Source organism: Rhodobacter capsulatus (genome assembly GCF_052363175.1).
Lineage (GTDB): Bacteria > Pseudomonadota > Alphaproteobacteria > Rhodobacterales > Rhodobacteraceae > Rhodobacter > Rhodobacter capsulatus_D.
Map to the genome: position 1 here is coordinate 2,955,055 of NZ_CP198946.1, position 24,101 is coordinate 2,979,155.

Consider the following 24,101-nt stretch of genomic DNA (forward strand, 5'->3'; position numbering starts at 1 on the left):
ACCCCCACATCGAAATTCTTGCCAGAACCCGAAGCTTACGCAAAGCTGGTCTCAGGGAGAGCCCCTCGCTCTACGCCGCATCGGGTGGGGGAAGCCGAAAATCGGTATCGCGGCGGAACAAGCCATGGAAATTGCGTTTCTTCTCAATGGAGAAACCCGGCGGGTCAGGGTCGAGGACCCGCTGCAAAGCCTGCTCGACTGGCTGCGCGCCGAGGGTCTGACCGGCACCAAGGAAGGCTGCAACGAGGGCGATTGCGGCGCCTGCACGGTGATGGTGAGCGATGCGGCGGGCCGCCGGGCGGTGAACGCCTGCCTGACGATGCTGCCGCAGATCGCGGGCAAGGCGCTGCGCACCATCGAGGGGATCGCCGCGCCCGACGGCACCTTGCACCCGGTGCAGCAGGCGATGATCGACCATCACGGCAGCCAATGCGGCTTTTGCACGCCCGGTTTCATCGCGTCGATGGCCACTGCGCATGAGAACCGCCGCACGGATTACGACGATCTTCTGGCGGGCAACCTCTGTCGCTGCACCGGCTACGTGCCGATCCTGCGCGCGGCCGAAGCCGCCGCGCTGGAACAGCCTGCAGCGTGGCTGCGAACCGATGCCTCTTTCCCCTTGGCGGAAATGGCCACGGGGGGTCTGGGGCAGACAGACCCCGCCTTCCTGCCCGAAACTGGGGATGAGCTTGCACAGTGGTATCTTGCCCATCCCGAAGCGACGCTGATTGCGGGGGGAACCGATGTCAGCCTGTGGGTGACGAAAGCCCTGCGTGACCTGCCCGAAGTGGCGTTTCTAAGCCATTGCAAGGACTTGGCGCAAATCCGCGAAACCCCGGACGGCTTCGTGATCGGCGCAGGCGTCACCATCGCGGCCCTGCGCGCCTGGGCCGAGGGGCCGCATCCGGCGCTGGCCGGTTTTTTGCGCCGCTTTGCCTCGGAACAGGTGCGGCAGATGGCCACGATCGGCGGCAATATCGCCAATGGCTCGCCGATCGGGGATGGGCCGCCCGCGCTGATCGCGATGGGGGCCAGCCTGACACTGCGTCGGGGACAGGACCGCCGCAGGATGCCGCTGGAAGAGTTCTTCCTTGACTATCGCAAGCAAGACCGACGCCCGGGCGAGTTTGTCGAAAGCGTAAGCCTGCCGAAATCCGCACCGGGGCTACGCTGCTACAAACTGTCAAAAAGGTTCGATCAGGACATTTCTGCGGTCTGTGGCGCGTTTAATTTGACGATAAAAGGTTCGAAAATTGAAACTGCCCGCATAGCCTTTGGTGGCATGGCGGGGATCCCGAAACGGGCTTCTCGGTTCGAAACGGCGCTGATCGGGCAGCCCTTAACGGAAGAGTCGATGGCCGCCGCCTTGCCGCTGCTGGAACAGGATTTCACGCCCCTGTCCGACATGCGCGCCTCGGCCGCCTATCGGATGAATGCCGCGCAGGCGATGGCCCTGCGCCATGTGCGCGCGCTTTCGGGCGCGGCCGTTTCGGTGCTGGAGGTCACGCCATGAGCGTCGGAACATCCCTTCCGCATGACTCGGCGCGGGCGCATGTGACCGGACAGGCCCGCTACCTGGACGATCTGCCCTGCCCGGCAAACACCTTGCACCTGGCCTTCGGTCTTTCGACCGAGGCGTCGGCCGGGATCACCGCGCTTGACCTTGACCCGGTGCGGCAAAGCCCCGGCGTGGTGGCGGTTTTCACCGCGGCCGACCTGCCGCATGACAACGACGCCTCGCCCGCGCCCAGCCCCGAGCCGGTTCTGGCCACGGACGCGGTGCATTACCATGGCCAACCGATCTTTCTGGTCGCGGCAACCAGCCACCGCGCCGCCCGCATTGCGGCTCGGAAGGCGCGCATCACCTATGCCGCCCGCCCGGCGATCTTGACTCTGGATCAGGCGCTTGCCGCGAACAGCAGGTTCGAGGGCGGCCCAGTAATCTGGGCGCGCGGCGACGTAGAGACCGCCTTGGCCGGGGCCCTGCATCTGGCCGAAGGCACGCTCGAAATCGGTGGGCAGGAACATTTTTATCTGGAAGGCCAGGCGGCGATGGCGCTGCCCGCCGAGGGCGGTGTGGTCATCCACTGCTCGAGCCAGCATCCATCCGAGATCCAGCACAAGGTGGCCCATGCGCTGGGGCTCGCCTTCCACGATGTGCGTGTCGAGATGCGGCGGATGGGCGGGGGGTTTGGCGGCAAGGAAAGTCAGGGCAATCATCTGGCGATTGCCTGCGCCGTCGCCGCGCAGGCGACGGGCCGACCCTGCAAGATGCGCTACGACCGCGACGACGACATGGTGATCACCGGCAAGCGGCACGATTTCCGCATTCGCTACCGGATCGGCGCCGATGCCTCGGGCAAGCTGGTGGGGGCAGATTTCGTGCATCTGGCGCGTTGCGGCTGGTCAGCAGATCTGAGCCTGCCGGTCTGCGACCGCGCCATGCTGCATGCCGACAGCAGTTATTTCGTGCCTGCCCTGCGCATCGAAAGCCATCGGCTGCGCACGAACACGCAATCGAACACCGCCTTTCGGGGTTTTGGCGGCCCGCAAGGGATGCTGGGAATGGAACGCGCCATTGAGCATCTGGCGCGGGTGATGGGCTGCGATCCGGCCGAATTGAGGGCACGGAATTTCTACGCTCCGCCGATCATCAAGAATAGTCAGACCAAAGCACAAACCACCCATTACGGGCAGGAGGTTGAGGATTGCGTGCTGTCCGAGCTTGCCGCTCGCTTGCAGAAATCTGCGAATTTCGAGGCCCGGAAGGCCGATATCACCGAATGGAATAGCACAAATCGAACCTTGGCGCGGGGCATCGCGCTGTCGCCGGTGAAGTTTGGGATCTCCTTCACGCTGACCCATCTCAATCAGGCGGGAGCGCTGGTGCAGATCTATACTGATGGCTCGGTGGCGCTCAATCATGGCGGCACCGAGATGGGCCAGGGTCTTCATGCGAAGATGGTGCAGGTCGCGGCGGCAGTGCTGGGCATTGATGCGGCACAGGTGCGGATCACCGCGACCGACACCTCGAAAGTGCCCAATACCTCGGCCACGGCGGCGTCCTCTGGCGCGGACATGAACGGGATGGCGGTAAAGGACGCTTGCGAAACGCTGCGCGGGCGTCTGGCCGATTTCGTTGCCGCACGCGAGGGCTGTGCACCGGGCGAGGTGATCTTCGAGGGCGGCAAGGTGCAGGCGAAAGGCCAAAGCTGGCCCTTTGCCGAGATCGTCGCGGCCGCCTATATGGCGCGGATTTCGCTTTCCGCAACAGGGTATTACGCGACACCGAAACTCTCGTGGGATCGGTTGCGCGGTCAGGGGCGGCCGTTCCTGTATTTCGCTTATGGCGCCGCGATCACCGAGGTCGTCATCGATCGGCTGACCGGTGAAAACCGCATCCTGCGCGCCGATATCCTGCATGATGCCGGGGCGAGCCTGAACCCGGCGCTCGATATCGGGCAGATCGAGGGCGCCTATGTGCAGGGGGCGGGCTGGCTCACGACCGAGGAACTGGTCTGGGACGGTCGCGGGCGGCTGCTGACCCACGCGCCGTCGACCTACAAGATCCCGGCCTTTTCCGACCGGCCGCGCATCTTCAACGTCGCGCTTTGGGATCAACCGAACCGCGAGGACACGATCTTCCGCTCGAAAGCCGTGGGCGAGCCGCCCTTCATGCTGGGGATTTCGGCCTTTCTGGCGCTGACGGATGCCTGCGCCGCCTGCGGGCCGCAGTGGCCCGATCTGCAGGCCCCCGCCACGCCCGAGGCGGTGTTGGCGGCCGTCAGACGCGCCGAGGGGCGGGCATGAGTCTGCATCTTCAGGCCCTTGGACAGGCGGCGACCAAAGGGCCTTTCGTGCGCGTGCTGGTGGTCGAGACGAAGGGCTCGACCCCGCGCGAGGTGGGAGCCGAGATGCGGATCTGGCCGGACCAGACCGAAGGCACGATCGGCGGCGGCACGCTGGAAGCCGAGGCGATCACGATCGCCCGGGGCCTAAGCGGCCCCGCCCTGCGCCGTTTTGCACTGGGCCCGACGCTGGGTCAGTGCTGTGGCGGGTCGGTGACACTCGCGTTCGAACCGCTTGATACGGGAAAACTGGCACAAATCCGCGGGCCGATCCATGCCCGCCCGCTGATCTGCTCCGAAATGCCGCTCTCGGTGCAAAGGGCCCTCGCAAAAGCACGCAACAGCGGCGAGACCCCGCCGCTGCTTCTGGACGGCTGGTTGATCGAGCCGCTCTCAGCCCCGGCGCAGGAGCTTTGGATCTGGGGGGCGGGCCATGTCGGGCGCGCGCTGGTCACCACGCTGGCCCCGCTGCCGCATTGGTCGATCCGCTGGGCTGACATCGACCCGAGCCGATTCCCCGAGGCGATTCCCGACAGTGTCACCCCGGTCATCGCAAGCAATCCCGCCGATCTGGTTCCGCTTGCCGCTTCGTCAGCACACCATCTGATCCTGACCTTCTCGCACGCGCTCGACCTTGAGTTGTGCCACCAGATTCTGCGTCAGGACTTTGCCGCCTGCGGGCTGATCGGCTCCGCGACCAAATGGTCAAGATTTCAGCACCGACTGCACGATCTGGGGCATTCCCCCGCGCAAATTTCGCGCATTGCCTGCCCGATAGGCGATCCGGCGCTTGGAAAGGAGCCGCAAGCCATTGCGATTTCGGTCGCCGCCGCGCTACTGAGGGATCGGGTCAGCCGAGCCTCGCTGGCCGTCAACACGGAAGGACAGACCGGGTGACAGGGTCGCTGCTCAAGATCGAGGGCCTGACCAAGGCCTATCCCGGGGTCGTGGCGAACGACGGGGTCGGGTTCGAGGTCGCGCCGGGCAAGGTGCACGCGTTTCTGGGCGAAAACGGCGCCGGCAAGTCGACGCTCGTGAAGATGATCTACGGGCTGGTGAAACCCGATGCCGGGCGCATGGTGTTTCAGGGCCGCCCCTATACACCTGCCGAACCGCGCGCCGCGCGCGCCGCGGGCGTGGCGATGGTGTTTCAGCATTTCTCGCTTTTCGAGGCGTTGAATGTCGCGGAAAACGTCGCGCTTGGCATGGAAAATCCGCCGCCGATGCGCGATCTGGCCGAACGCATTCGCGCGATTTCAACGGCTTACGGGCTTCCCCTCGATCCCGCGCGCATCGTCGGCGATCTCTCGGCGGGTGAGCGGCAACGGGTCGAGATCATCCGCTGTCTTTTGCAGGACCCGAAGCTTCTGATCATGGACGAGCCGACCTCGGTGCTGACGCCGCAAGAGGTCGAGATCCTGTTTCACACCCTGCGCAAGCTCGCGGCCGAGGGCACGGCGATTCTTTATATCAGCCACAAGCTTGAGGAGATCCGCAGCCTGTGTGACGGCGCGACGATCCTGCGCGGCGGCAAGGTGGTGGCGAGCTGCATCCCGCGCGAGAAATCGGCGCGCGAACTGGCCGAGCTGATGGTGGGCGGCGAATTTGCCGCGACCGACCGGGCCGGGCGCGTCAGCGGCGCGACGATCCTTGAGGTTGCTCAGCTGAACCTGCCGCCGATGACGCAATTCGGCCCGGCGCTGAAGAATGTGAGCTTCAGTCTGGCCGCAGGCGAGGTGCTGGGCATCGGTGGCGTCGCGGGCAACGGGCAGGAAGAGCTGCTGGCCACCCTGTCCGGGGAACGGCCCTCGGGCGCGGGCACCGTCAGCCTGCATGGGCAGGATATTTCCGACCTTGGGCCGAACGACCGCCGCCGTCTGGGGCTGCTGGCGGCCCCCGAGGAACGGCTGGGTCATGCCGCCGTGCCGAACCTGAGTCTCACGGAAAACGCGATCCTGACCGGGACCGTGCGCCGTCCGCTGACGCGAAACGGCTTTCTGAACATGGGCGCGGCGCGGCGCTTTGCCGAGGAAATCATCAAGGGCTTTGACGTCCGCACGCCGGGGCCGCATGTGGCCGCACGCGCGCTGTCGGGGGGCAATCTGCAGAAATTCGTCATCGGCCGCGAGGTGCTGCAATCGCCCGAGGTTCTGGTGGTGAACCAGCCGACCTGGGGCGTCGATGCCGCCGCCGCCGCCGCGATCCGGCAGTCGCTCCTGGATCTGGCGGCGAAGGGCGCGGCCGTGATCGTGATCAGCCAAGACCTTGACGAGCTTATGGAAATCGCCGATCGCTTCTGTGCGCTGAACGAGGGGCGGCTGTCCGCGCCGCGCCCGACCGAGGGGCTGACAATGGAAGAGATCGGGCTGATGCTGGGCGGCGCCCATGGCATGCAGGAGGCGGCGCTGTGATAACGCTGATCAAACGCCCGACGCCCTCGCGATTCTGGTCCTTCACCACGCCGGTTCTGGCGGTCATCGCCACGATGATCGCGGGCGGCGTGCTGTTTGCGCTTCTGGGCAAGGATCCGGTCGCTGCCATCAAGGTGATCTTTTACGACCCGCTTTTTGGCGCGAATGCAGCCTATTTCCGCGGGCAACTGCTGGTGAAGGCGGGGCCCTTGATCCTGATCGCCGCGGGTCTGGCCGTCGGCTTTCGCGCGGGGATCTGGAACATCGGCGCCGAGGGGCAATACATCATGGGGGCGCTTGCGGGCGCCTCGGTCGCGCTGGCGGCCTATCCCGCGGAAAGCCATTGGCTGTTCCCGGCAATGGTGGTGGCGGGTGCGCTTGGCGGCTGGATCTGGGGGATGATCCCGGCGGTGCTGAAGGTGCTCTTTGGCACCTCGGAAATCCTTGTGTCCTTGATGCTCGTCTATGTGGCGCAGAATTTTCTGGCCTGGGCGGCGTTCGGCCCCTTGAAGAACCCCGAGGGCTACGGCTTTCCCGGCTCGCGCAACCTGCAGCAATATCCCTCCGCCCATAACCCTGAGTTGATCGCGGGAACGGGCATGCATTGGGGCGTCGTCGCGGCCCTCATCGCCGTGATCGCCACCTATGTGCTGATGCAGCGCCACATTGCGGGCTTCCGCATCCGCGTCGCGGGCGAGGCGCCGCGCGCCGCGCGCTTTGCAGGTGTTCTGCCCGCAAACCTTGTCATGTTCTGCCTTGGGCTTTCGGGCGCGCTTGCGGGCCTTGCCGGGATGTTCGAGGTCTCCGGCCCCTCGGGCCAGATCACCGACAGTTTCAACGCGGGCTATGGCTTCACCGCGATCATCGTGGCCTTCCTCGGGCGGCTGAATGCGATCGGCATTCTGCTTGCGGGGCTCCTCATGGCGCTGACCTATATCGGCGGCGACATGGCGCAGCTGATGCTGGGCCTGCCCACCGCGGCGATTCAGGTTTTCCAAGGCATGTTGTTGTTTTTCCTCTTGGGATTCGACCTGCTGACGCATTACCGTCTGCGGCTTGGAAAGGGCTCGAAATGATCGGCGGCATCGATATCGTCACCCTGATGGCGGCGCTGATGGCCGCTTCGACGCCGGTTCTGCTGGCGGCGACGGGCGAGCTCGTCGCGGAAAAGGCGGGCGTTCTGAACCTTGGCGTCGAGGGGATGATGATTGTGGGCGCCGTCGCAGGCTTTGCCACCGCCGTCACCACCGGCAGCCCGGTTCTGGGCTTCGCGGGCGGCGCCTTGGCGGCCGCGCTGATGGCCTCGCTTTTTGCCCTGCTGACGCAGGTGTTCCTGTCGAACCAGACCGCCACCGGCCTTGCGCTGACGCTGTTCGGGCTGGGGCTCTCGGCCCTTGCGGGCAAGGGCTTCGAGGGCGTGCGCCCGCCTGCGACCGGCAAGGTGCCCTTCGGCCCGCTCGCCGATCTGCCCGTCGTCGGTCCGATCGTCTTTGGCCATGACTGGATGGTCTATGTGTCGCTGGCGCTGGTGGCCGTGGTCTGGGCCTTCCTGAAATATGCCCGCCTTGGCCTGATCCTGCGCGCGGTGGGCGAGAACCACGACGCCGCCCATGCGCTTGGCTACCGGGTCATCGCCGTGCGCTTTGCCGCGCTTGCCTTCGGCGGCGCGCTGGCGGGGCTGGGCGGGGCTTACCTCAGCCTCGTGCGGGTGCCGCAATGGACCGAGGGGATGACTGCGGGCGCGGGCTGGATCGCCCTTGCCATCGTCGTCTTCGCGTCGTGGCGGGCCGAGCGCGTGCTGATCGGCGCCTATCTTTTCGGCGGCATCACCGCACTGCAATTGCAGCTGCAGGCGGCAGGCTATGCGATCCCGGTGCATTTCCTGTCGATGGCGCCTTACGTGATCACCGTCCTTGTGCTGGTGGTCCTCTCCGCAACCCACCGTCACGGAGCACCGGCCGCGCCGGCGGCGCTGGGGCGGTCGTTCCACGCCTCGAACTGAGGCCAAACCCGGGCCATTGCCCGCAACAAGGAAGCTCCCATGGACCGCAGATCCTTCCTGAAGACCACCGCCGCCACCGCGACCCTCGCCGCCGTCGGCCTGCCGGTGCGTGCCGCCGATCCGTTCAAGATCGGCTTCATCTACGTCGGCCCGGTGGGCGACATGGGCTGGTCGTATCAGCATGACGTCGCGCGCCGCGCGATGGAAGCGGAGCTGGGCGGCAAGGTCGTCACCTCGTTCATCGAGAACGTGCCCGAAGGCCCGGACGCCGAGCGCGCCCTGACCCAGCTCGCCCTTGAAGGCAACCAGCTGATCTTCGCGACCTCGTTCGGCTTCATGGAAGCCACGGTGAACATCGCCGCGAAATTCCCGAACGTGAAATTCGAGCATGCGACGGGCTACAAGCGCGCCGACAACCTCGCCACCTATGACGCGCGCTTCTACGAAGGCCGCGCGGTGCAGGGCACGATCGCGGGCCGGATGACGAAGACCAACAAGATCGGCTACATCGGCTCCTTCCCGATCCCCGAGGTGATCCAGGGCATCAACGCCGCCTATATCCACGCGAAAAAGGTGAACCCGGATGTCGAGATCAAGGTGGTCTGGGCCTACACCTGGTTCGACCCGGCCAAGGAAGCCGACGCCGCCGCCGCGCTGATCGCCGAGGGCTGCGACTTCATCCTGCAGCACACCGACTCGACCGCGCCGCAGGCGAAGGCTCAGGAAGCCGGCAACGTCTTCACCTTCGGGCAGGCCTCCGACATGGAAGCCTTCAAACCCTCGCCGCGCGTCGCCTCGACGATCGACAACTGGGCGCCCTACTACATCAAGCGCGCGCAAGCGCTGGTCGATGGCACCTGGAAATCCGAAGGCACCTGGGGCGGCATCGGCACCGGGATGGTGAAGATCGGCGAGATCACCGATGCGGTCCCCGCCGAAGTGAAGGCCGAAGCTGAAGAGCTGATCAAGAAGATCGGCGACGGCTCCTATCACCCGTTCACCGGCCCGCTGAAGAAGCAGGACGGCTCGGAATGGCTGGCCGACGGCAAGACCCCGGACGATGGCGAACTGGCTGGTCTGAACTTCTTCGTCGAGGGCATTGCGGCTGAAATGCCCAAGTGACCTGAGCATTTTTCCTGTTAAGGTTGTGGGGCGGACGCGAGTCCGCCCCCTTTCTTTTGGCCCCGGTCCAGCGGAACCGATCTTCTCGCTTGACAGGTCATAGATTCATATTCCCATATATGCATATACGGGCCTCGGCCCGACAGCCAGTTCGGGGAGGGACAGATGGCTCATATCGTGGTTCTGGGTGCCGGTTTGGGCGGTGCCATCATGGCGTACGAGTTGCGCGAACAGGTGCGCAAGGAAGACAAGGTCACCGTTATTACCAAGGACCCGATGTATCATTTCGTGCCCTCGAACCCCTGGGTGGCGGTGGGCTGGCGGTCGCGCAAGGACATCACCGTGGACCTTGCGCCGACGATGGCGCGCAAGAACATCAACTTCATCCCGGTGGCGGCCAAGCGGCTGCACCCTGACGAAAACCGGGTCGAGCTCGAAAATGGCCAGTCCGTCAGCTATGATCAGATCGTCATCGCCACCGGCCCGGAACTCGCCTTTGACGAGATCGAGGGTTTCGGCCCCGATGGCCACACGCAATCGATCTGCCACATCGATCATGCCGAAGATGCGCGCGTGGCCTTCGACCGCTTTTGCGAAAACCCGGGCCCGATCATCATCGGCGCGGCGCAAGGGGCGAGCTGCTTCGGCCCGGCCTATGAATTCGCCTTCATCCTTGATGCCGCGCTGCGCAAGCGCAAGATCCGCGACAAGGTGCCGATGACCTTCATCACTTCGGAACCCTATGTCGGCCATCTGGGCCTCGACGGCGTGGGCGACACCAAGGGGCTTTTGGAAAGCAACCTACGCGAAAAGCACATCAAATGGATGACCTCGAGCCGGATCAAGCGCGTCGAAAAGGGCAAGATGGTGGTCGAGGAGGTGAACGAGGACGGCTCGGTCAAGCCGGAAAAGGAAGTGCCCTTCGGCTATGCGATGATGCTGCCCGCCTTCCGCGGCATCAAGGCGTTGATGGGGATCGAGGGGCTGGTCAATCCGCGCGGCTTCGTCATCGTCGATCAGCACCAGCAGAACCCGAAATACAAGAATGTCTTCGCCGTCGGCGTCTGCGTCGCGATCCCGCCGATCGCCGCCACGCCCGTTCCCTGCGGCGTGCCGAAAACCGGCTTCATGATCGAAAGCATGGTCACCGCCACCGCCCATAACATCGGCCGCATCGTGCGCGGCTTCGAGGCGGACGAGGTCGGCAGCTGGAACGCCGTCTGTCTGGCCGATTTCGGCGATCAGGGCATCGCCTTCGTCGCGCAGCCGCAGATCCCGCCGCGCAACGTGAACTGGTCGAGCCAGGGCAAATGGGTGCACTGGGCGAAAGAGGGCTTCGAGCGCTATTTCATGCACAAGCTGCGCCGGGGCACCTCGGAAACTTTCTACGAGAAGGCGGCGATGAAATTCCTCGGCATCGACAAGCTGAAGGCGGTGAAGAAGGGCTAAGCCCCGTTCCGACCGGACTTGGACAGGCAGGCGCGGGATACCGCGCCTGTTTCATTTCAATTCGCCGGGGCTGCGGCCGTGCTGGCAGCAGGGGCTGGTTTCGCCGCGGCTGCAGCCGCGGCAGCTGCGGCCTGTGCCTTGGCCCGCTCCTCGTGCCGCCAGATCCCCAGAAATTCGAATCCCCCCAGAAGCAGGGCTATTCCCATCGCGATCAGATAATTCTTCGACGTGCCGAGCGGGGTCGGCGGCAGGTTCGACATCAGCATGCTCCTTTCGGATCGGCCGGAAGTGGCGCAGTCTTGATGGTAGGGCCGCCCGCGCGAAAGGACAGGGTCACAGGCCCGAACGCAGGAAACGCGCTTCGAAAGCCTGTCGCGACAGCGGCGGCGCCATCAGGAAGCCCTGCCCCATGTCGCAACCGATCTCCGCCAGCACGGCGGCCTCGGCCTCGGTCTCGATCCCCTCGGCGAGCGTGGCATAGCCGAAGCGTTTCGCCAGTCCGGTGATCGCCTCGACAATCAGCCGGGCATTGTGATCCGCCTCGATGCCGCGCACGAAATGCGCATCGATCTTCAGCATCGAGACCGGCAACCGCGCCAGATAGGCCAGCGAGGAATAGCCGGTGCCGAAATCGTCAATGGCAAGGCGCAGCCCCTGCGCCCGCAGCCGCTCCAGCGCCGCGACCGCTCCGGGCACGCGGTCGGCCAGTTGCTCTTCGGTCAGCTCGATCTGCAACCCGGCACAGCCGCAGCCGCAGCCGTGGCACCCCATCAGCACATCGGCCCAATCGGGCGCGGCCAGATCCGCCGCCGTCTGGTTGATCGACATCAGCCAATCCAGGCCGACCAGCCCCGATTTGCGCCAGCGGCACATCGTGGCCAGCGCCTCGGAAAAGACCCAGCGATCGAGCGCGGGCATCAGCCCGGCACGCTGTGCGACGGGCAGGAACTCGCCGGGCGAGATCAGCCCGCGGCCCGGCCTGTTCCAGCGGATCAGCGCCTCGCAGCCGCGCGGGACACGATCGCCAAGCCCGAAGAGCGGCTGGAAATGCAGCACCATCTCGCCCCGCTCCACCGCCCCGGCAAGGGCGTTGCGCAAATCCAGCTCGCGCGCAGCCTCGATGCCCATTTCCGGTTCGTAGACCATCACCCGATGCCGCTGGATCTTGCCCGCATACATCGCCAGATCGGCATTGCGCAACAGCACGTCGCGGCTGTCACCGTGGGCGCCGAAACAGGCGATGCCGACCGTCGCCGCAGGCCGATACTGATGCAGCCCCGGCAGATCGATCGGCGCCGCCAGCGCCTCGAGCAGGGCCTGCGCATGGGCCAGCGCCTCCGCCGCCCCGGCGTCGCCCAAAAGCAGCACGAATTCGTCGCCGCCGATGCGGGCGATGAAATGATCCGTGCCCTCGCCGATCCGCAGCCGCTGCGCCACCGCCGAAAGGAGCAGATCGCCGGTCTCGTGGCCCAGCGTGTCATTGACCGCCTTGAACTGGTCGAGGTCGATGAACAGCACCGCGAAAACCCGCCCGCTGCCGCCTGCAAGCCGGATCCAGGCGTCGATCCGCTCGGCCAGCATGTTGCGGTTCGGCAGCCCCGTCAGCAGGTCGTAATTCGCCAGCCGCAGATTGTCCGCCTGCGCCTGACGCAGCGGCGTCAGATCCGCAAACATCGCCACATGGCCCAGCATCCGTCCCGCCGAGTCGGCCAGCCGGGTGATCCGGCTCCAGCAGATGATCGTCTCTCCTTCGGAAGAGCGCACCGCCACCTCGCCGCGCCAGCTGCCCCGCTCGCGCAGTTCGGTCCGCAGCGTGCGCGAGGTGCCGGTCGGATCGCTCGGCCCTGCGGTCGCGACCAGTCCCTCGATCATCCGGCCGGCGAGCTGGGCATGCGCGAAGCCCGCGATCTGCTCGAACGCGGCATTGGCCCGCAGGATGCGCAGATCAGGATCGGTCAGCACGATGGCTTCGGTCGACTGGTCAAACACCATCTCGGCAAGTTCGCGGGCCCGCAGTTCCTCGGTCACATCGTGGCTTTGCGTCACCACACCGATCAGCTGGCCTGAAACATCAAAGAGCGGGCGCTTTTCGGTCTGATGCCGTTGCCAATTCGCGCCGATCACCCCCTCGGTCGCCATCATGACCTCCTCGGGCAAACGCCGCCGCGTCTGCTCGAAGGTAACTGCGGTCTGCGTCGCGCGCACCCTTGTATCGAGCTGCGTCGCATGCAGCGCCTCGATCAGCGGCAGGAATTCCTTCGGCATACGGCCGATCACCTCGGCCTCGGCGCGGCCCGTCTGCCGCAGATAGGCGCGGTTGGCCAGAGTGATCCGCCCCTCGGTATTGGTGACGCTCACCGGATCGGGGAACGCATCGAACAGAAGCCGCATCAGATCGGCATCGGCCGCCCCGGGCACCTGTTCGGGTTGCAGCATCAGCCACCAGGCATTGGGGCTGTCGGGATGCGGCTTGCGCGCCCGCAAGACCGAGGCCTGTGCCCCGCACTGCTGCCCGGCATCGGTGCGGAACATGAGCGGCACCACAATCTCGCCGGTCTCGGGTTCGTCGGCCTGTGTCAGCGCCGCCATCAGCCGCACGATCTGCGCGCGCGTCAACGCCCGGCGCAGCGCGGCCCCGCCATTGCGCTCAAAGCTCTCCCCCAGAAACCGCCGCGCCGCCTCGTTCGAATGTTGCAGCGCCAGATGGGCATCGATGCGCAGGACCGGCAGCGGCGCATTGCGCAAAAGCGTCCGCAACTCGTCCAGCGCTTCCTGCTGCCGTTCGCCTTCGTCGATCAGCTCCGACAGCGCGGCCGCCTGTTCCGCCACGCCCAGCCGCAGCCGGTTGAAGCCCAGCAGTGTCGTCTCGTCGAGCCCCGCCGCGATCAGCTGCTGCTCGACCAGACGGAACTGCATGTCGGTCAGGGTGACAAGATCATGGCCGAAGCCCCCCGCCAGCTCGGCGCGATCTGCATCGATCGTCGGTGCCGAAACCGAGGGGGGCGGGCTCATGAACCGGCCACCTCGTCGGTCTGACTGTGCCAGCGGGTGATCTCGATATGGCTGACCACCGCCCCGCCCTGCAGCCCGTCAAGCGGACGGGCATGCATCACGAACCAGCGCTGTTGGCCCGGGGCGTCACAGGGATATTCCATGGTGAAATGGCGCTGCTTGCCCGCCAGAACCCCCCGTATCCCCTCCACCGCACGTTTCGCATAGCTGGAATCGATCGCCGCCTCGCCGATGTCGCAACGTCCGACGTAGTTGGTGCCGACCCCGGTGTGCGCCAGCGCCGGATCGCCATTGTCGGTCGCAAACCGGGTCCAGGCGGCGTTCACCAGCAAAATATCGCCATGCCCGTCCAGCACCGCCACATGTTCCGCCAGCCCGTCGATCACGGCCTGCAACAGCTGCAGGTTGCGGGTCTGGGTGATGTCGACGAAGGTGACCACCGCGCCCTGCGCCGCCGAGGACGGCACGCGGTAAGGCAGCATCCGCACCAGATAATGCCGCCCGTTCAGCCCCGAAACCTCGCGCTCGGTGCGCGACTGGCCCTGCAGCGTGCGGCGCAGATCGTCGAGCAGCCCCGGATAATCGAGCCGATGCGTCAGATCGCCCAAGGGGCGGCCGATGTCGACATCGCGGATGCGGAACAGCTCGGCCGCATCCGGGCTGAAGCGCGTCACCGTCAGCTCGCTGTCGACGAAGATCGTGCCCATCGCCATGATCTCGGTCAGGCTGTCCAGATCGGCATTCGAACGGTTCAGAAGGTCGATCTTTTCCTGATATTCCGCATTGAGCGAGTTCAGCTCCTCGTTGACCGACTGCAATTCCTCGTTCGCCGATTGCAGTTCCTCGTTCGAGGCCATCATCTCCTCGTTCGTCGCCTGCAGCTCTTCGTTCGAGGTCTCAAGTTCCTCGATCATCGCCTGCAGGCTTTCGCGCGTCATCGCGAGTTCCGCTTCGAGCATCTCGATGCGCGCACCGACCTCGCGGTCGATGTCGATCCCCGAGATGCCATCATCGGCACCCTCATCGGGCTCGAAAGCCAGAACGTAAAGCCGCCCCTCGTCACTGTCGGTGCCCTGCTTCACTGGCACGACGCGCAGCCGCAGCCGCATCGGATCGGGGCCGATCAGCCCCTCGGCGATCGGGATCGAATCCGAGGCGGCTTCCTCGCCCAGCCGCGCCGATTTGAACAGCAGCGCCGAGGCCACGGGCAAGAGCGGCTCGACCAGCATCCGCCCGATTTCCAGCGAGGCCGCGCCTTCGCGCATCTGCATGAAACGGCTCACATCGCCATAGGAATGCAGAATCTCATGATGGCTGTTGACCAAAAGCGCGGGCGGCGGGGCATAGGCCCGCGACAGCGTGGCAAAGCCGCGCTCGACCGCGGTGACGGGGGCATTGTCGGCGCGCGTGCGCGGCGGACGCGGCGTGACGTAAAGCCCGGCGCGGCGGTCGGTGAGCGGCGCCGCCCCGGGGCGCAGCGCCTGCCAGATCCGGTGCCGCGCCGACAGGACCGAGAAATCATCTTGCACCTGCACCAGCGCCTCGGAGCCGCCAAGGAAGAGATACCCCCCCGTGCGCAGCGCGTAATGCATCCGCCGCAGCGCGCGTTCCTGCGCTTCGGGGCGGAAATAGATCAGCGTGTTGCGGCAGGTGACCAGATCCATCCGGGTGAAGGGCGGATCGGACAGCAGGTTGTGCCGGGCAAAGACGATGGTCTGCCGGATCTCCGGGCGGATCGTGTATTGGCCCCCGCGGGTGGTGAAGAACCGTTCAAGGAAGGTCGTCGGCAGGTCGGCGGCGATGGTTTCGGCAAAGAATCCGGCCGCCGCCGTCTCGATGTTCATCGGCTCGACATCGGTCGCAAAGATCTTCAGCGTCGGCCAGCGCCCGGCCCGCTCGAACGCGTCGAAGAACAACATCGCCAGCGTATAGGCCTCTTCGCCCGTCGCGCAGCCCGCCGTCCAGACCCGCAGCGTCGACCCCACCGCGGCCTGCGCCACCAGCGGGTCGATCACCTTCTCGGCCAGTTCGGCAAAGGAATCCGGGTCGCGGAAGAACGAGGTAACCGGGATCAGCATTTCGCGCCGCAGGCTCGCCAGTTCATTGCGGTCATGCGTCAGCAGTTCCAGATAGGAGGTCAGGTCCGGCACCTGCCGCACCCCCATCCGCCGTTCGATCCGACGCTGCACCGTGCCCGGCTTGTAATCGAGGAAGTTGACCTCGCCCGAAAGCGACAGGATCTCGACGATCCGGCCCAAAGCCTCGGCCGGTTCCAGCCCGTCGAACTGCCCGACCGCCAGACGGTCATCGTCCACCGCCGCGGTCCCCGCATCCGGGTGCTCGGCGCCGGTCAACTGACCAAGGCGCGGGCGGCGGATCAGGTAATCGGCGATCCAGGGGCCGATCCGCTCGATGCCCAGCGCGGAATCGATGAAGCCCGTCGCAATGGCCGAACGCGGCATGCCGTCAAAGCGCGCATCGCGCGGGTCCTGCGCGATGGCGACCCCGCCCGCCGCATGCACCGCGCCAACGCCGCGGGTGCCGTCCGACCCGGTGCCCGACAGCACGACCGCAACCGAGCGGCTGCCATAGCCCGAAGCCATCGACGTGAAGAAAGCATCGATCGGCAGCGACAGCACGCGGCGATCCTTCGGTGCCAGCCGCAGATGCCGCCCTTCCAGCGTCATGATCGTTGCGGGCGGGATCAGAAAGACCGTATCGGCGGCCAGTTCCATCTCGTCTTCGACGGTGACGACGGGCATCTTGGTATGCCGCGCCAAGAGCGAGGCCATGATCGACTTGTGGTCGGGCGACAGGTGCTGGATCACCACATAGGCCGCGCCGGTATCGGCGGGCAGCCCGTCAAAGAGACGCTCAAGCGCATCCAACCCCCCGGCCGAGGCGCCAATCGCCACCACCGCACGCGGTTCGGGCGCCGCCGACACCTCGGTCGCGCTTTGCGTCTGCAGGTCCGTCTCTTGCTCAGGAACGTCCATCATGATCGCTCCTTTCCGGGCCTCGCCCTAGCATTTTCGCCGGTTCCGGCCGCCTTCCGCGGCTCTCGCGGATTTCCTGCCCAACCACCGAAATTTCCCCGATTGAGAAGCACTTGGCCTCTCGCTGTCAACCCATTTCCTGACGAGGCCGGTCCGGCCCCGCCGTTCCGCTCCGCCGCTCAACAAATCCGCGGCAACTGCTCACCCACAAGCATGTCCACGATCCGCGCACCGCCGAAGGCCGTCCGCATACGCACCTGTCCCGCGTGCTCTGCCACCGCCCGCCCAACGACGCAAGCCCCTGCGCCCTCGGGCCGCGCCCGCATCGCCGCAAGCGCCGCCGCAGCCTCGTCTTCAGGCACGAAGACGACAAGCCGCCCCTCGTTTGCAAGGTAAAGCGGGTCAAGACCCAGGATCTCGCACAGCCCCACCACCTCGGGCCGCAGCGGCAGCGCGGTTTCGTCCAGCGTGATGCCACACCCCGCCGCTTGCGCGATCTCGTTCAGCGCCGAAGCAAGACCGCCCCGGGTCAGATCCCGCGCCGCGTGAATGCCCGGCGCCGCCGCAATCACATCGGCCATCAGATGGCCGAGCGCCGCGCAATCGCTTTCGATGTCGCTTGTCAGCGCCAGATCGCCCCGCGCCGCCAGAATGGTCGCGCCATGATCGCCCAGCACGCCATTGACGATTGCAACATCGCCGGGCTGCACCAGCCCCGCCGCCATCTCGCGGCCCGGCGGGATCACCCCCAACCCCGCGGTGGTGACGAAGACGCCATCACAGGCGCCGCGGCCGACCACCTTGGTGTCGCCGGTGACGATCCGCACCCCGGCCGCTTCGGCCTCGCGCGCCATCGTGGCAACGATCCGGCGCAACAGCGCGATCTCGGTCCCCTCTTCGATGATGAAAGCGGCCGAGAGCCAGAGCGGCCGCGCGCCCCCCACGGCCAGATCGTTCACCGTGCCGCAAACAGCGATCTTGCCGATATCGCCGCCCGGAAATTCAATCGGCGTCACCACATAGCTGTCGGTGGTAAAGGCCAGCCGCGCGCCCGGCTCGGCCAGCGCCGCCTCGGTCAGACGCGCCTGATCCTCCATGCCGGGCGGTTGAAAGACGGCAGTGAAGACCTCCTCGATCAGGTCCCGCATCGCCTTGCCGCCGCCGCCATGGGCCAGCGTCACCCGCTCATCTCTCAACGCCATTTCATCTTGCTCCAGATTTCGCAGGGGTCCGGGGGGGAGAGCGCCTCTCCCCCGGGCAGGGGGTGCGGGGGGCAGCCGCCCCCCGCCTGGGTCGGGGGCAAACGCCCCCGAGCCTATTCCGCCGCCCGCATGCCACCGTATTGCCAATATGCCGCGCAGGCCCCCTTCCGAACTCACCATCAAGGCGCCCAAGGGCATCTCGGGCGTGCAGCCCTTGCCGAATTGCGCACAGGCGACGGGCTTCATCCGCCCGGTCATCACCGCGCCGCAGGCACAGCCCTCGGCCTCCTCGACCTCGACGCGCTTGCCGGCATAACCGATGCCGAATTTCTCCTCGGCATCATAGGCGCGATATTTCGGACGGATCCGCAGCCCCGAGGCGTCGATCTCCCCCAGCCCCCGCCATTCGAACGAGGGCCGCCGCTCATAGACATCCGCGATCGCGGCGAGCGACACCTTGTTGCCATGCTCGGGCACGACGCGGGCATATTGGTTCTCGACCGCCGCGCGACCCTCGGCGATCTGGCGCAGCACCATCAGCACCGATTGCAGCAGATCCGTGGGTTCAAATCCCGCGACGACCAGCGGCTTGCCGTAGTCTTGCGCAATGAAATCATAGGGATGGATGCCGATCACCATCGACACATGCCCGGGCCCGATGAACCCGTCCAGCATCATGTAGGGGTCGTCAAGCAGCGCCTTGATCGGCTCGGGCACGGTAATGTGGTTGCAAAAGACGCTGAAATTCGTCAGCCCCTCGCGCGCCGCCTGTTGGATCGCCAAGGCGGTCGAGGGCGTCGTCGTCTCGAAGCCAAGGCCAAAGAACACCACTTCGCGCCCCGGATTGCGCCGGGCGAGTTCCAGCGCATCAAGCGGCGAATAGACCATGCGGATATCCGCCCCCGCCGCCTTCGCCTGCATGAGGCTCAGCTTCGAGCCCGGAACCCGCATCGCATCGCCGAAGGTGCAAAAGATCACCCCCGGACGCCGGGCGATCTCGATACATTCATCAACCCGCGCGCGCGGCAGCACGCAGACCGGACAGCCCGGCCCGTGGATGAATTCGATGCCCGGATGGATGAGCTTGTCGAGCCCGTAACGAAAGATCGAATGCGTATGCCCGCCGCAGATCTCCATGATGTGGACGGGCTTTTCGCGGGTGGCGCCGATCTGATCGGCGAGCCGGGCGATCTCGGCCAGCAGCCCCTTGGCCAAGGCCGGATCGCGGAATTCCGAGGCGAATTTCATCCCCGCCCCTCCAGCGCCGCGGCGCCCTCGGCCATCTGCGCCAGGGTCTCCTGCGCCTCGCCCAGATCGCGCAAAGCCTCCAGCGTGCGCGCGGCTTCGGCCTCATCGATCAGGCTCATCGCAAAACCGACATGGATCAGCGCCCAGTGCCCCAGAAGATCCTCAAGCGGCCCTTCGGCGACGCAGGCCACGTTCACCTCGCGCTTCACCCCCGACACATCGGCCAGCGCCATCATCCGACCGGCGTCGGTGATCGCCACGATCTGGCCCGGAATCCCCAGACACATCAGTCTTCCTCCTCTTCCTGCACCCGCCCCGCCGGATGCTCGATGCCGTAGCGGTCCAGCTTGGCGCGCAGGCCGACGCGGCTCAGCCCCAGCTCCGCCGCTGCCCGGCTCTTGTTCCAGCGGTTGCGGGTCAGCGTCTCGCGCAGGATCCGCATCTCGATCAGCTCGATGCGATCCTTCAGCGTGCCATCCGCCGTCATCACCTCCTCGGCCGACCGATCCGCGCCGCTTTCCGAGGGCGCGGCCTGCAGGATGTGGCGCGAAATCAGCTCGGCGCCGAGCACATTGTCCTGCGCGAAAATCAGCATGCGCGTGACTTCGTTGTGCAATTCCCGCAGGTTGCCGGGCCAGTCGTAGTTTTCCAGAAATTCGAGCGCCGCGGCATCGAAGCCAAGCGCCTGCTTGCCGTGCCGCACCGCCGCCTCGGCCAGCATCGATTGCGCCAGAAGCGCGACATCGCCCCGCCGCGCGCGCAGGGGCGGCAGCGCGATTTCCCCGGCCGAAAGTGCGTAGTAAAGATCGGATCGAAACCGTCCCTCGGCCACCATCGCACGCAAGTCGACCGCCGCCGCCGTGATCAGCCGCAGGTTGGTCGAGGCCGTTTCCTGCCCCCCCAAGGGTGTGATCGCACCATCGCCCAGCATCCGCAAAAGCGCCAGCTGCAGCGCTGGACTGGCCGCCTCGACCCCGGCCACGAAGAGCGTACCCCGGTCGGCCTTTTGCGCCAGACCGATCTTCGCCACCCCCCCCGGCAGCACGCCGCGACGCGCCCCGAACAGCTCGATCATCGCCAGATCCTCGGGCAGACCGGCAAGGTTGATCTCGTAAAACGGCTTGTCCGAGCGCAGCGAGACATAATGCATCGCCCGCGCCAGCTGTGCCCGGCCTGAGCCCGGCTCGCCGCGCAGCAGCACCGGCACGTCGAAACTGGCAAACTGCCGCGCCAACGCCACGGCCCCGTTCATCGCAGAATTCGGCGTGCGCAGGATCGTCTCGAACCCCATCCCCTCGCGCAGCGCGCGGCGGCGCTTTTCGACCCGGCTTTCCGAAGTGGAATTCAGAAGCCGCATCTCCAGCGAGAGCCGTTCGTTTTCCCGCGCCAGCGTGAACATCCGCGCCGCATTGCGGGCCGAGGACAGAAGCTGTTCGGGATGCCAGGGCTTGGTCAGAAACTGATGAATGCCCGCATCGTTGATCGCCGCCATCATCGAGGCGCTGTCGGTATAGCCGGTGATGATGATGCGCACGGTTTCCGGCCAGCGCTCGCGCACTTCGGTCAGGAAATCGACCCCGGTCCGGCCCGGCATGCGCTGGTCGCAGATGATGACCTGCACCCATTCCTCTTCCAGAATCGCGATCGCCGCCTCGGCGCCCTGCGCCGTCAGAACGTCGAAATCGTCTTCCAGCGCCAGTTTCATTGCCGCCAACGAATGCGGCTCGTCATCGACCAGAAGAATTGCGGGGGTCGAGGCGGACATCAGCGCGCCTTCCGTGCCAGACCTGCGCGCAGCCAGTCGATCCAGGCCTCCATCCCCGCCCCGGTGCGGGCCGAAACCCGCAACACCTCGATGGTCGGGTTCACGCGCCGGATATTGGCTTCGTAAAGATCAAGATCCACATCGCAATGTGGCGCCAGATCGACCTTGTTAAGGATCGCAAGCCCGGCCGCCGCGAACATGTCAGGGTATTTCAGCGGCTTGTCCTCGCCCTCCGTGACGGACAGGATCGCCACCTTGGCATCCTCGCCCAGATCGAAGGCGGCGGGGCAGACCAGATTGCCGACGTTTTCGATGAAGAGAAGCGCCCCCTCGGGCAGCGGCAGATGCGCCAGCGCCTGTTCGACCATCGCCCCGTCCAGATGGCAGCCCTTGCCGGTATTGACCTGAATCGCCGCCGCCCCCGTCGCACGGATACGGTCGGCATCGTTCGTCGTCTGCTGATCGCCTTCAATCACGGCCAGGGGCTGCGCGCCCAGCATCTGGATCGTCTTCACCAAAAGCGTCGTCTTGCCCGAACCGGGCGAGGACACGAGGTTGGTTGCAAAAACACTCTTTTGCGCCAGTCCGGCCCGGTTGCGCGCCGCATATTGGTTGTTTTTCGACAGGATGTCGGTCTCGATCTCGATCAGCCGCGCCTGCGACATGCCCGGCACTTCGGTCCCCGCAGGACCGTGGCCCAGATGAATGTCGTGCGCGCAAGCCTCATGCGAATGGCCGTGATCATGGCCATGCGCATGGGGATGATCGGTTTCCGCCTCGGCGCCATGACCGGCGTCGTGGCTGTGCGAATGGTCATGCGGGTGGCTGTGGCTCGTGCCATCGGCATGGGTGTGCCAATGGCTGTGGGAATGGCTGTGCGTGCCCTTCGCCTCGGCCAGAACGGCAAAGGGGGCGGGTTTGTGCGCCTCGGGGCCTTTGCCCTGAGCTTTGAGATGTTCCTTGAACTGGTCCTCGACGCTGTGACCGCCGCAACCGCATACCGTGCACATCAGAGCACCTCCAAGTCCTTGATCCGCATCTCCTCGCCCCCCTGCACCAGCAGACGGGCGCTGCCGCATTCCGGGCACAGATCCAGCCGATGTTCGATTTCGACAGTTTTTCCGCAGTCAAAGCACGCTGCCCGCCCCGGAATGTCGAGAATCTGCAACTCTGCCCCCTCGGCCAGAGATCCGCGCAAGACCACGTCAAAGGCGAATTCAAGCGCAGAACGCTCCACCCCGGCGAGCCGCCCGATCTCGAGCCGCACCTTCGTCACCTTTGAAAACCCGTTGGCGCGGCCAGCCTCCTCGATCGCCGTGCGAATTCCCTCGACGATCGACATTTCATGCATGCGCCAGCTCCTCCACCGAGACTGCCACACAGGGATCGAGAATGTCGATGACCAAAGCCGCAAGACCGGCTTTCGCCGCGGGCAACGTGGCCAAAGACAGCGCCAGCGCTCCGCCCGGGGCCAAGAGATGATCGGTGGGGGTCACGCGCGCGAGCGCCGTGACCATCCCGGCCTCGGCCCGGGCCGAGAGCGCATAGGTGCCACGCGCCGCCGCCACGACCGCCAGCCCCGGCTGTCGCGTCTCCGTAACCGTCGGCATTTGCGCCAAATGGTGCAGATCAAGGATGCGCCCCAGCGCCCGCCAGAACGGACCACGGCCGAAGCGCGCCTCGGCCTGACGCATCAGCGGATCCTCGGCCATGCGCCCGGCGGGAGAGTTTTCCTGTGCCGTCGCCGCCATCGGATCAGTCAACGGCGGCAGGACCGCCACCGCCTCGCCCGGAGCAAAGGCATGACCAAGGGTCGCCATCAGCGGCGCCAACCCCTGCCCCGAGGTCACGAACTGCCACAGATCCGCGGGTTTCGTGCCGCCCCAAAGCCAGTGCTGCAAGGCCGTCCCGCCCTCGGCCCAGGCGGCGGGCAAGGGCTGCGGTGCCAGACCCAGGAACTTCGGCCAGATCAGACAGAGCTTCGCCAGATGATCGCGCAGAATCTCGCGCCGCGAGGGCGCCTCGTCAACCTGCAACCCCAGCGCCAAGCGCGCCGCATGGCCCTGGGCCGCACCACAGAGGTTGAAAAGCCGCGGCAGCAGCACCGCCACCTCTTCGGGAGGCTTTCCCAGCATCAGCGCCGCCACCGGCAGCGGTTCGGGCGTATTCAGTGTCACCTCAAGCCGCTGCCCCGCGGGGCGCAGCACGACAGTCAGCGCAGCACTCATTCCGCACCCTCCTCCGCGTCATTGGCAAGACCCGCCGAGATCAACCGCCGCCGGGTCGGCTGCGCCATCGCCTCGACGCGGGCTTCGGTGGCCGTTTCTGCCGCCTCGGCCGCAGCAACTTCGGCCGTGCGCGTGGCACGGATTTCGGCGGCGCGATCGGTCTCGGCGCGGTTTTCTTCCTTGAAGAGCTCGATCATCACCGCGCGGGCCAGATCGACCGCCTGCATCTGGGTCTGGAAATCGCCCATCGTCGAATAGAGCGAACAGGCCTTGTAGCCGCCCACCATCTCGCGCCGGTTGTGAATGAATTCATAGGTGCCCGAGGGGAAATGGACGTCTTCCTTGACCCCCGGAATGAAGCCCGACCAATCTTCGCCCTCGGCGGGCAGCTGGATCAGGTTCATGAACCACGGGCTGACGAGCACGCCAAGGCCACGGCCCGCATGACTGCGAAAGCCCACGGCCTCGATCGACAGCGCCTTGTTCACCAAGGGCACGTCGCGCATTTTCGAATGCCAAATCTCGCGGAAATCGGCGACAAGGGCCGCCACCTGCGCATCGACGCGCTGCTGCTCCAGAAGCGCGGGCGCGCCGGGGTCGCTTTGCACAATGAACTGCGCTTTCGGCGCATCGCAATTCGGGCAATGCCAGTCCTCGGGCAGCTGGGTGAAGGGCGTGCCCGGCAGCACCTGCCGGAAATCATCGCCCGTCGCCGGATCGTAGGGCGTCCAGCAGATCTTGCATTCCATGATCGCCAGATCGGAAATCCGGTCATTGGCGCCAAGATAAGAGCCCTCGAACCCCGCGCGTGCCGCCCC

General features: G+C 66.0%; 18 protein-coding genes and 1 pseudogene. 8 read left to right on the forward strand and 11 right to left on the reverse strand.

The features are described 5' to 3' along the window. Positions 1–124: 124 nt before the first annotated feature. The 8 genes from xdhA to ACTTAI_RS15450 all read left to right on the forward strand — a co-directional run bounded on the left by xdhA (position 125) and on the right by ACTTAI_RS15450 (position 10,832). On the forward strand, positions 125–1,513 hold the full coding sequence (xdhA, locus tag ACTTAI_RS15415; RefSeq protein WP_444452397.1) for a xanthine dehydrogenase small subunit: 1,389 nt from the start codon (positions 125–127) through the stop codon (positions 1,511–1,513). Beyond that, positions 1,510–3,810, forward strand: a complete 2,301-nt coding sequence (xdhB, locus tag ACTTAI_RS15420; protein ID WP_444452398.1) for a xanthine dehydrogenase molybdopterin binding subunit — start codon at positions 1,510–1,512, stop codon at positions 3,808–3,810. Before xdhA ends, xdhB begins: the two co-directional genes overlap by 4 nt. Beyond that, on the forward strand, positions 3,807–4,745 hold the full coding sequence (gene xdhC, locus ACTTAI_RS15425) for a xanthine dehydrogenase accessory protein XdhC (RefSeq protein WP_444452399.1): 939 nt from the start codon (positions 3,807–3,809) through the stop codon (positions 4,743–4,745). The genes xdhB and xdhC overlap by 4 nt, the downstream gene beginning before the upstream one ends. Beyond that, on the forward strand, positions 4,742–6,259 hold the full coding sequence (locus tag ACTTAI_RS15430; RefSeq protein ID WP_444452400.1) for an ABC transporter ATP-binding protein: 1,518 nt from the start codon (positions 4,742–4,744) through the stop codon (positions 6,257–6,259). Before xdhC ends, ACTTAI_RS15430 begins: the two co-directional genes overlap by 4 nt. Continuing rightward, complete coding sequence (locus ACTTAI_RS15435; protein WP_444452401.1) at positions 6,256–7,335, forward strand: ABC transporter permease; 1,080 nt, start codon at positions 6,256–6,258, stop codon at positions 7,333–7,335. The genes ACTTAI_RS15430 and ACTTAI_RS15435 overlap by 4 nt, the downstream gene beginning before the upstream one ends. Next, positions 7,332–8,261, forward strand: coding sequence for an ABC transporter permease (locus ACTTAI_RS15440; protein WP_444452402.1), 930 nt, complete (start codon positions 7,332–7,334; stop codon positions 8,259–8,261). Before ACTTAI_RS15435 ends, ACTTAI_RS15440 begins: the two co-directional genes overlap by 4 nt. A gap of 39 nt (positions 8,262–8,300) precedes the next feature. Then, positions 8,301–9,383, forward strand: a complete 1,083-nt coding sequence (locus ACTTAI_RS15445; RefSeq protein WP_444452403.1) for a BMP family ABC transporter substrate-binding protein — start codon at positions 8,301–8,303, stop codon at positions 9,381–9,383. 165 nt (positions 9,384–9,548) lie between these two features. After that, complete coding sequence (locus ACTTAI_RS15450; protein WP_444452404.1) at positions 9,549–10,832, forward strand: NAD(P)/FAD-dependent oxidoreductase; 1,284 nt, start codon at positions 9,549–9,551, stop codon at positions 10,830–10,832. A gap of 56 nt (positions 10,833–10,888) precedes the next feature. On the opposite strand, the gene ACTTAI_RS15455 is transcribed toward ACTTAI_RS15450, so the two are convergent. From ACTTAI_RS15455 to ACTTAI_RS15505, 11 genes and pseudogenes are all read right to left on the reverse strand, one after another. Then, positions 10,889–11,092 (reverse strand): hypothetical protein, encoded by a 204-nt coding sequence (locus ACTTAI_RS15455; protein WP_444452405.1) that lies wholly within the window; start codon positions 11,090–11,092, stop codon positions 10,889–10,891. 73 nt (positions 11,093–11,165) lie between these two features. Next, positions 11,166–13,844, reverse strand: a complete 2,679-nt coding sequence (locus ACTTAI_RS15460; protein ID WP_444452406.1) for an EAL domain-containing protein — start codon at positions 13,842–13,844, stop codon at positions 11,166–11,168. Further along, on the reverse strand, positions 13,841–16,843 hold the full coding sequence (locus tag ACTTAI_RS15465; RefSeq protein WP_444452407.1) for a CheR family methyltransferase: 3,003 nt from the start codon (positions 16,841–16,843) through the stop codon (positions 13,841–13,843). The genes ACTTAI_RS15460 and ACTTAI_RS15465 overlap by 4 nt, the downstream gene beginning before the upstream one ends. Positions 16,844–17,019: 176 nt before the next feature. Next, positions 17,020–18,042, reverse strand: a complete 1,023-nt coding sequence (gene hypE, locus ACTTAI_RS15470) for a hydrogenase expression/formation protein HypE (RefSeq protein ID WP_444452408.1) — start codon at positions 18,040–18,042, stop codon at positions 17,020–17,022. 113 nt (positions 18,043–18,155) lie between these two features. After that, positions 18,156–19,290, reverse strand: a pseudogene (hypD, locus tag ACTTAI_RS15475) (hydrogenase formation protein HypD). After that, on the reverse strand, positions 19,287–19,577 hold the full coding sequence (gene hypC, locus ACTTAI_RS15480) for a HypC/HybG/HupF family hydrogenase formation chaperone (protein ID WP_444452409.1): 291 nt from the start codon (positions 19,575–19,577) through the stop codon (positions 19,287–19,289). The pseudogene hypD and the gene hypC overlap by 4 nt, the downstream one beginning before the upstream one ends. Continuing rightward, positions 19,577–21,055, reverse strand: coding sequence for a sigma-54-dependent transcriptional regulator (locus ACTTAI_RS15485; RefSeq protein ID WP_444452410.1), 1,479 nt, complete (start codon positions 21,053–21,055; stop codon positions 19,577–19,579). Before ACTTAI_RS15485 ends, hypC begins: the two co-directional genes overlap by 1 nt. Then, complete coding sequence (hypB, locus tag ACTTAI_RS15490; RefSeq protein WP_444452411.1) at positions 21,055–22,065, reverse strand: hydrogenase nickel incorporation protein HypB; 1,011 nt, start codon at positions 22,063–22,065, stop codon at positions 21,055–21,057. Before hypB ends, ACTTAI_RS15485 begins: the two co-directional genes overlap by 1 nt. Beyond that, positions 22,065–22,406 carry a hydrogenase maturation nickel metallochaperone HypA gene (gene hypA, locus ACTTAI_RS15495; protein WP_444452412.1) on the reverse strand — a complete coding sequence of 114 codons (342 nt, stop codon included), beginning with the start codon at positions 22,404–22,406 and terminating at the stop codon, positions 22,065–22,067. The genes hypB and hypA overlap by 1 nt, the downstream gene beginning before the upstream one ends. Next, positions 22,399–23,283, reverse strand: coding sequence for a hypothetical protein (locus tag ACTTAI_RS15500; RefSeq protein WP_444452413.1), 885 nt, complete (start codon positions 23,281–23,283; stop codon positions 22,399–22,401). The genes hypA and ACTTAI_RS15500 overlap by 8 nt, the downstream gene beginning before the upstream one ends. Next, on the reverse strand, positions 23,280–24,032 hold the full coding sequence (locus ACTTAI_RS15505) for a [NiFe]-hydrogenase assembly chaperone HybE (RefSeq protein WP_444455785.1): 753 nt from the start codon (positions 24,030–24,032) through the stop codon (positions 23,280–23,282). The genes ACTTAI_RS15500 and ACTTAI_RS15505 overlap by 4 nt, the downstream gene beginning before the upstream one ends. Between the last annotated feature and the right edge of the window lie 69 nt (positions 24,033–24,101).

Excerpts from the sequence above, each read along its gene's own strand:
- ACTTAI_RS15485 (WP_444452410.1), bottom strand. The coding sequence starts at position 21,055 with ATGTCCGCCTCGACCCCCGCAATTCTTCTGGTCGATGACGAGCCGCAT.
- ACTTAI_RS15500 (WP_444452413.1), bottom strand. The coding sequence starts at position 23,283 with ATGAGTGCTGCGCTGACTGTCGTGCTGCGCCCCGCGGGGCAGCGGCTT.
- hypB (WP_444452411.1), bottom strand. The coding sequence starts at position 22,065 with ATGTGCACGGTATGCGGTTGCGGCGGTCACAGCGTCGAGGACCAGTTC.
- xdhC (WP_444452399.1), top strand. The coding sequence starts at position 3,807 with ATGAGTCTGCATCTTCAGGCCCTTGGACAGGCGGCGACCAAAGGGCCT.
- ACTTAI_RS15450 (WP_444452404.1), top strand. The coding sequence starts at position 9,549 with ATGGCTCATATCGTGGTTCTGGGTGCCGGTTTGGGCGGTGCCATCATG.
- hypA (WP_444452412.1), bottom strand. The coding sequence starts at position 22,406 with ATGCATGAAATGTCGATCGTCGAGGGAATTCGCACGGCGATCGAGGAG.
- xdhB (WP_444452398.1), top strand. The coding sequence starts at position 1,510 with ATGAGCGTCGGAACATCCCTTCCGCATGACTCGGCGCGGGCGCATGTG.
- ACTTAI_RS15445 (WP_444452403.1), top strand. The coding sequence starts at position 8,301 with ATGGACCGCAGATCCTTCCTGAAGACCACCGCCGCCACCGCGACCCTC.
- ACTTAI_RS15460 (WP_444452406.1), bottom strand. The coding sequence starts at position 13,844 with ATGAGCCCGCCCCCCTCGGTTTCGGCACCGACGATCGATGCAGATCGC.
- ACTTAI_RS15455 (WP_444452405.1), bottom strand. The coding sequence starts at position 11,092 with ATGTCGAACCTGCCGCCGACCCCGCTCGGCACGTCGAAGAATTATCTG.
- ACTTAI_RS15505 (WP_444455785.1), bottom strand. The coding sequence starts at position 24,032 with ATGGAATGCAAGATCTGCTGGACGCCCTACGATCCGGCGACGGGCGAT.
- xdhA (WP_444452397.1), top strand. The coding sequence starts at position 125 with ATGGAAATTGCGTTTCTTCTCAATGGAGAAACCCGGCGGGTCAGGGTC.
- ACTTAI_RS15440 (WP_444452402.1), top strand. The coding sequence starts at position 7,332 with ATGATCGGCGGCATCGATATCGTCACCCTGATGGCGGCGCTGATGGCC.
- hypC (WP_444452409.1), bottom strand. The coding sequence starts at position 19,577 with ATGTGTCTGGGGATTCCGGGCCAGATCGTGGCGATCACCGACGCCGGT.
- hypE (WP_444452408.1), bottom strand. The coding sequence starts at position 18,042 with ATGGCGTTGAGAGATGAGCGGGTGACGCTGGCCCATGGCGGCGGCGGC.
- ACTTAI_RS15465 (WP_444452407.1), bottom strand. The coding sequence starts at position 16,843 with ATGATGGACGTTCCTGAGCAAGAGACGGACCTGCAGACGCAAAGCGCG.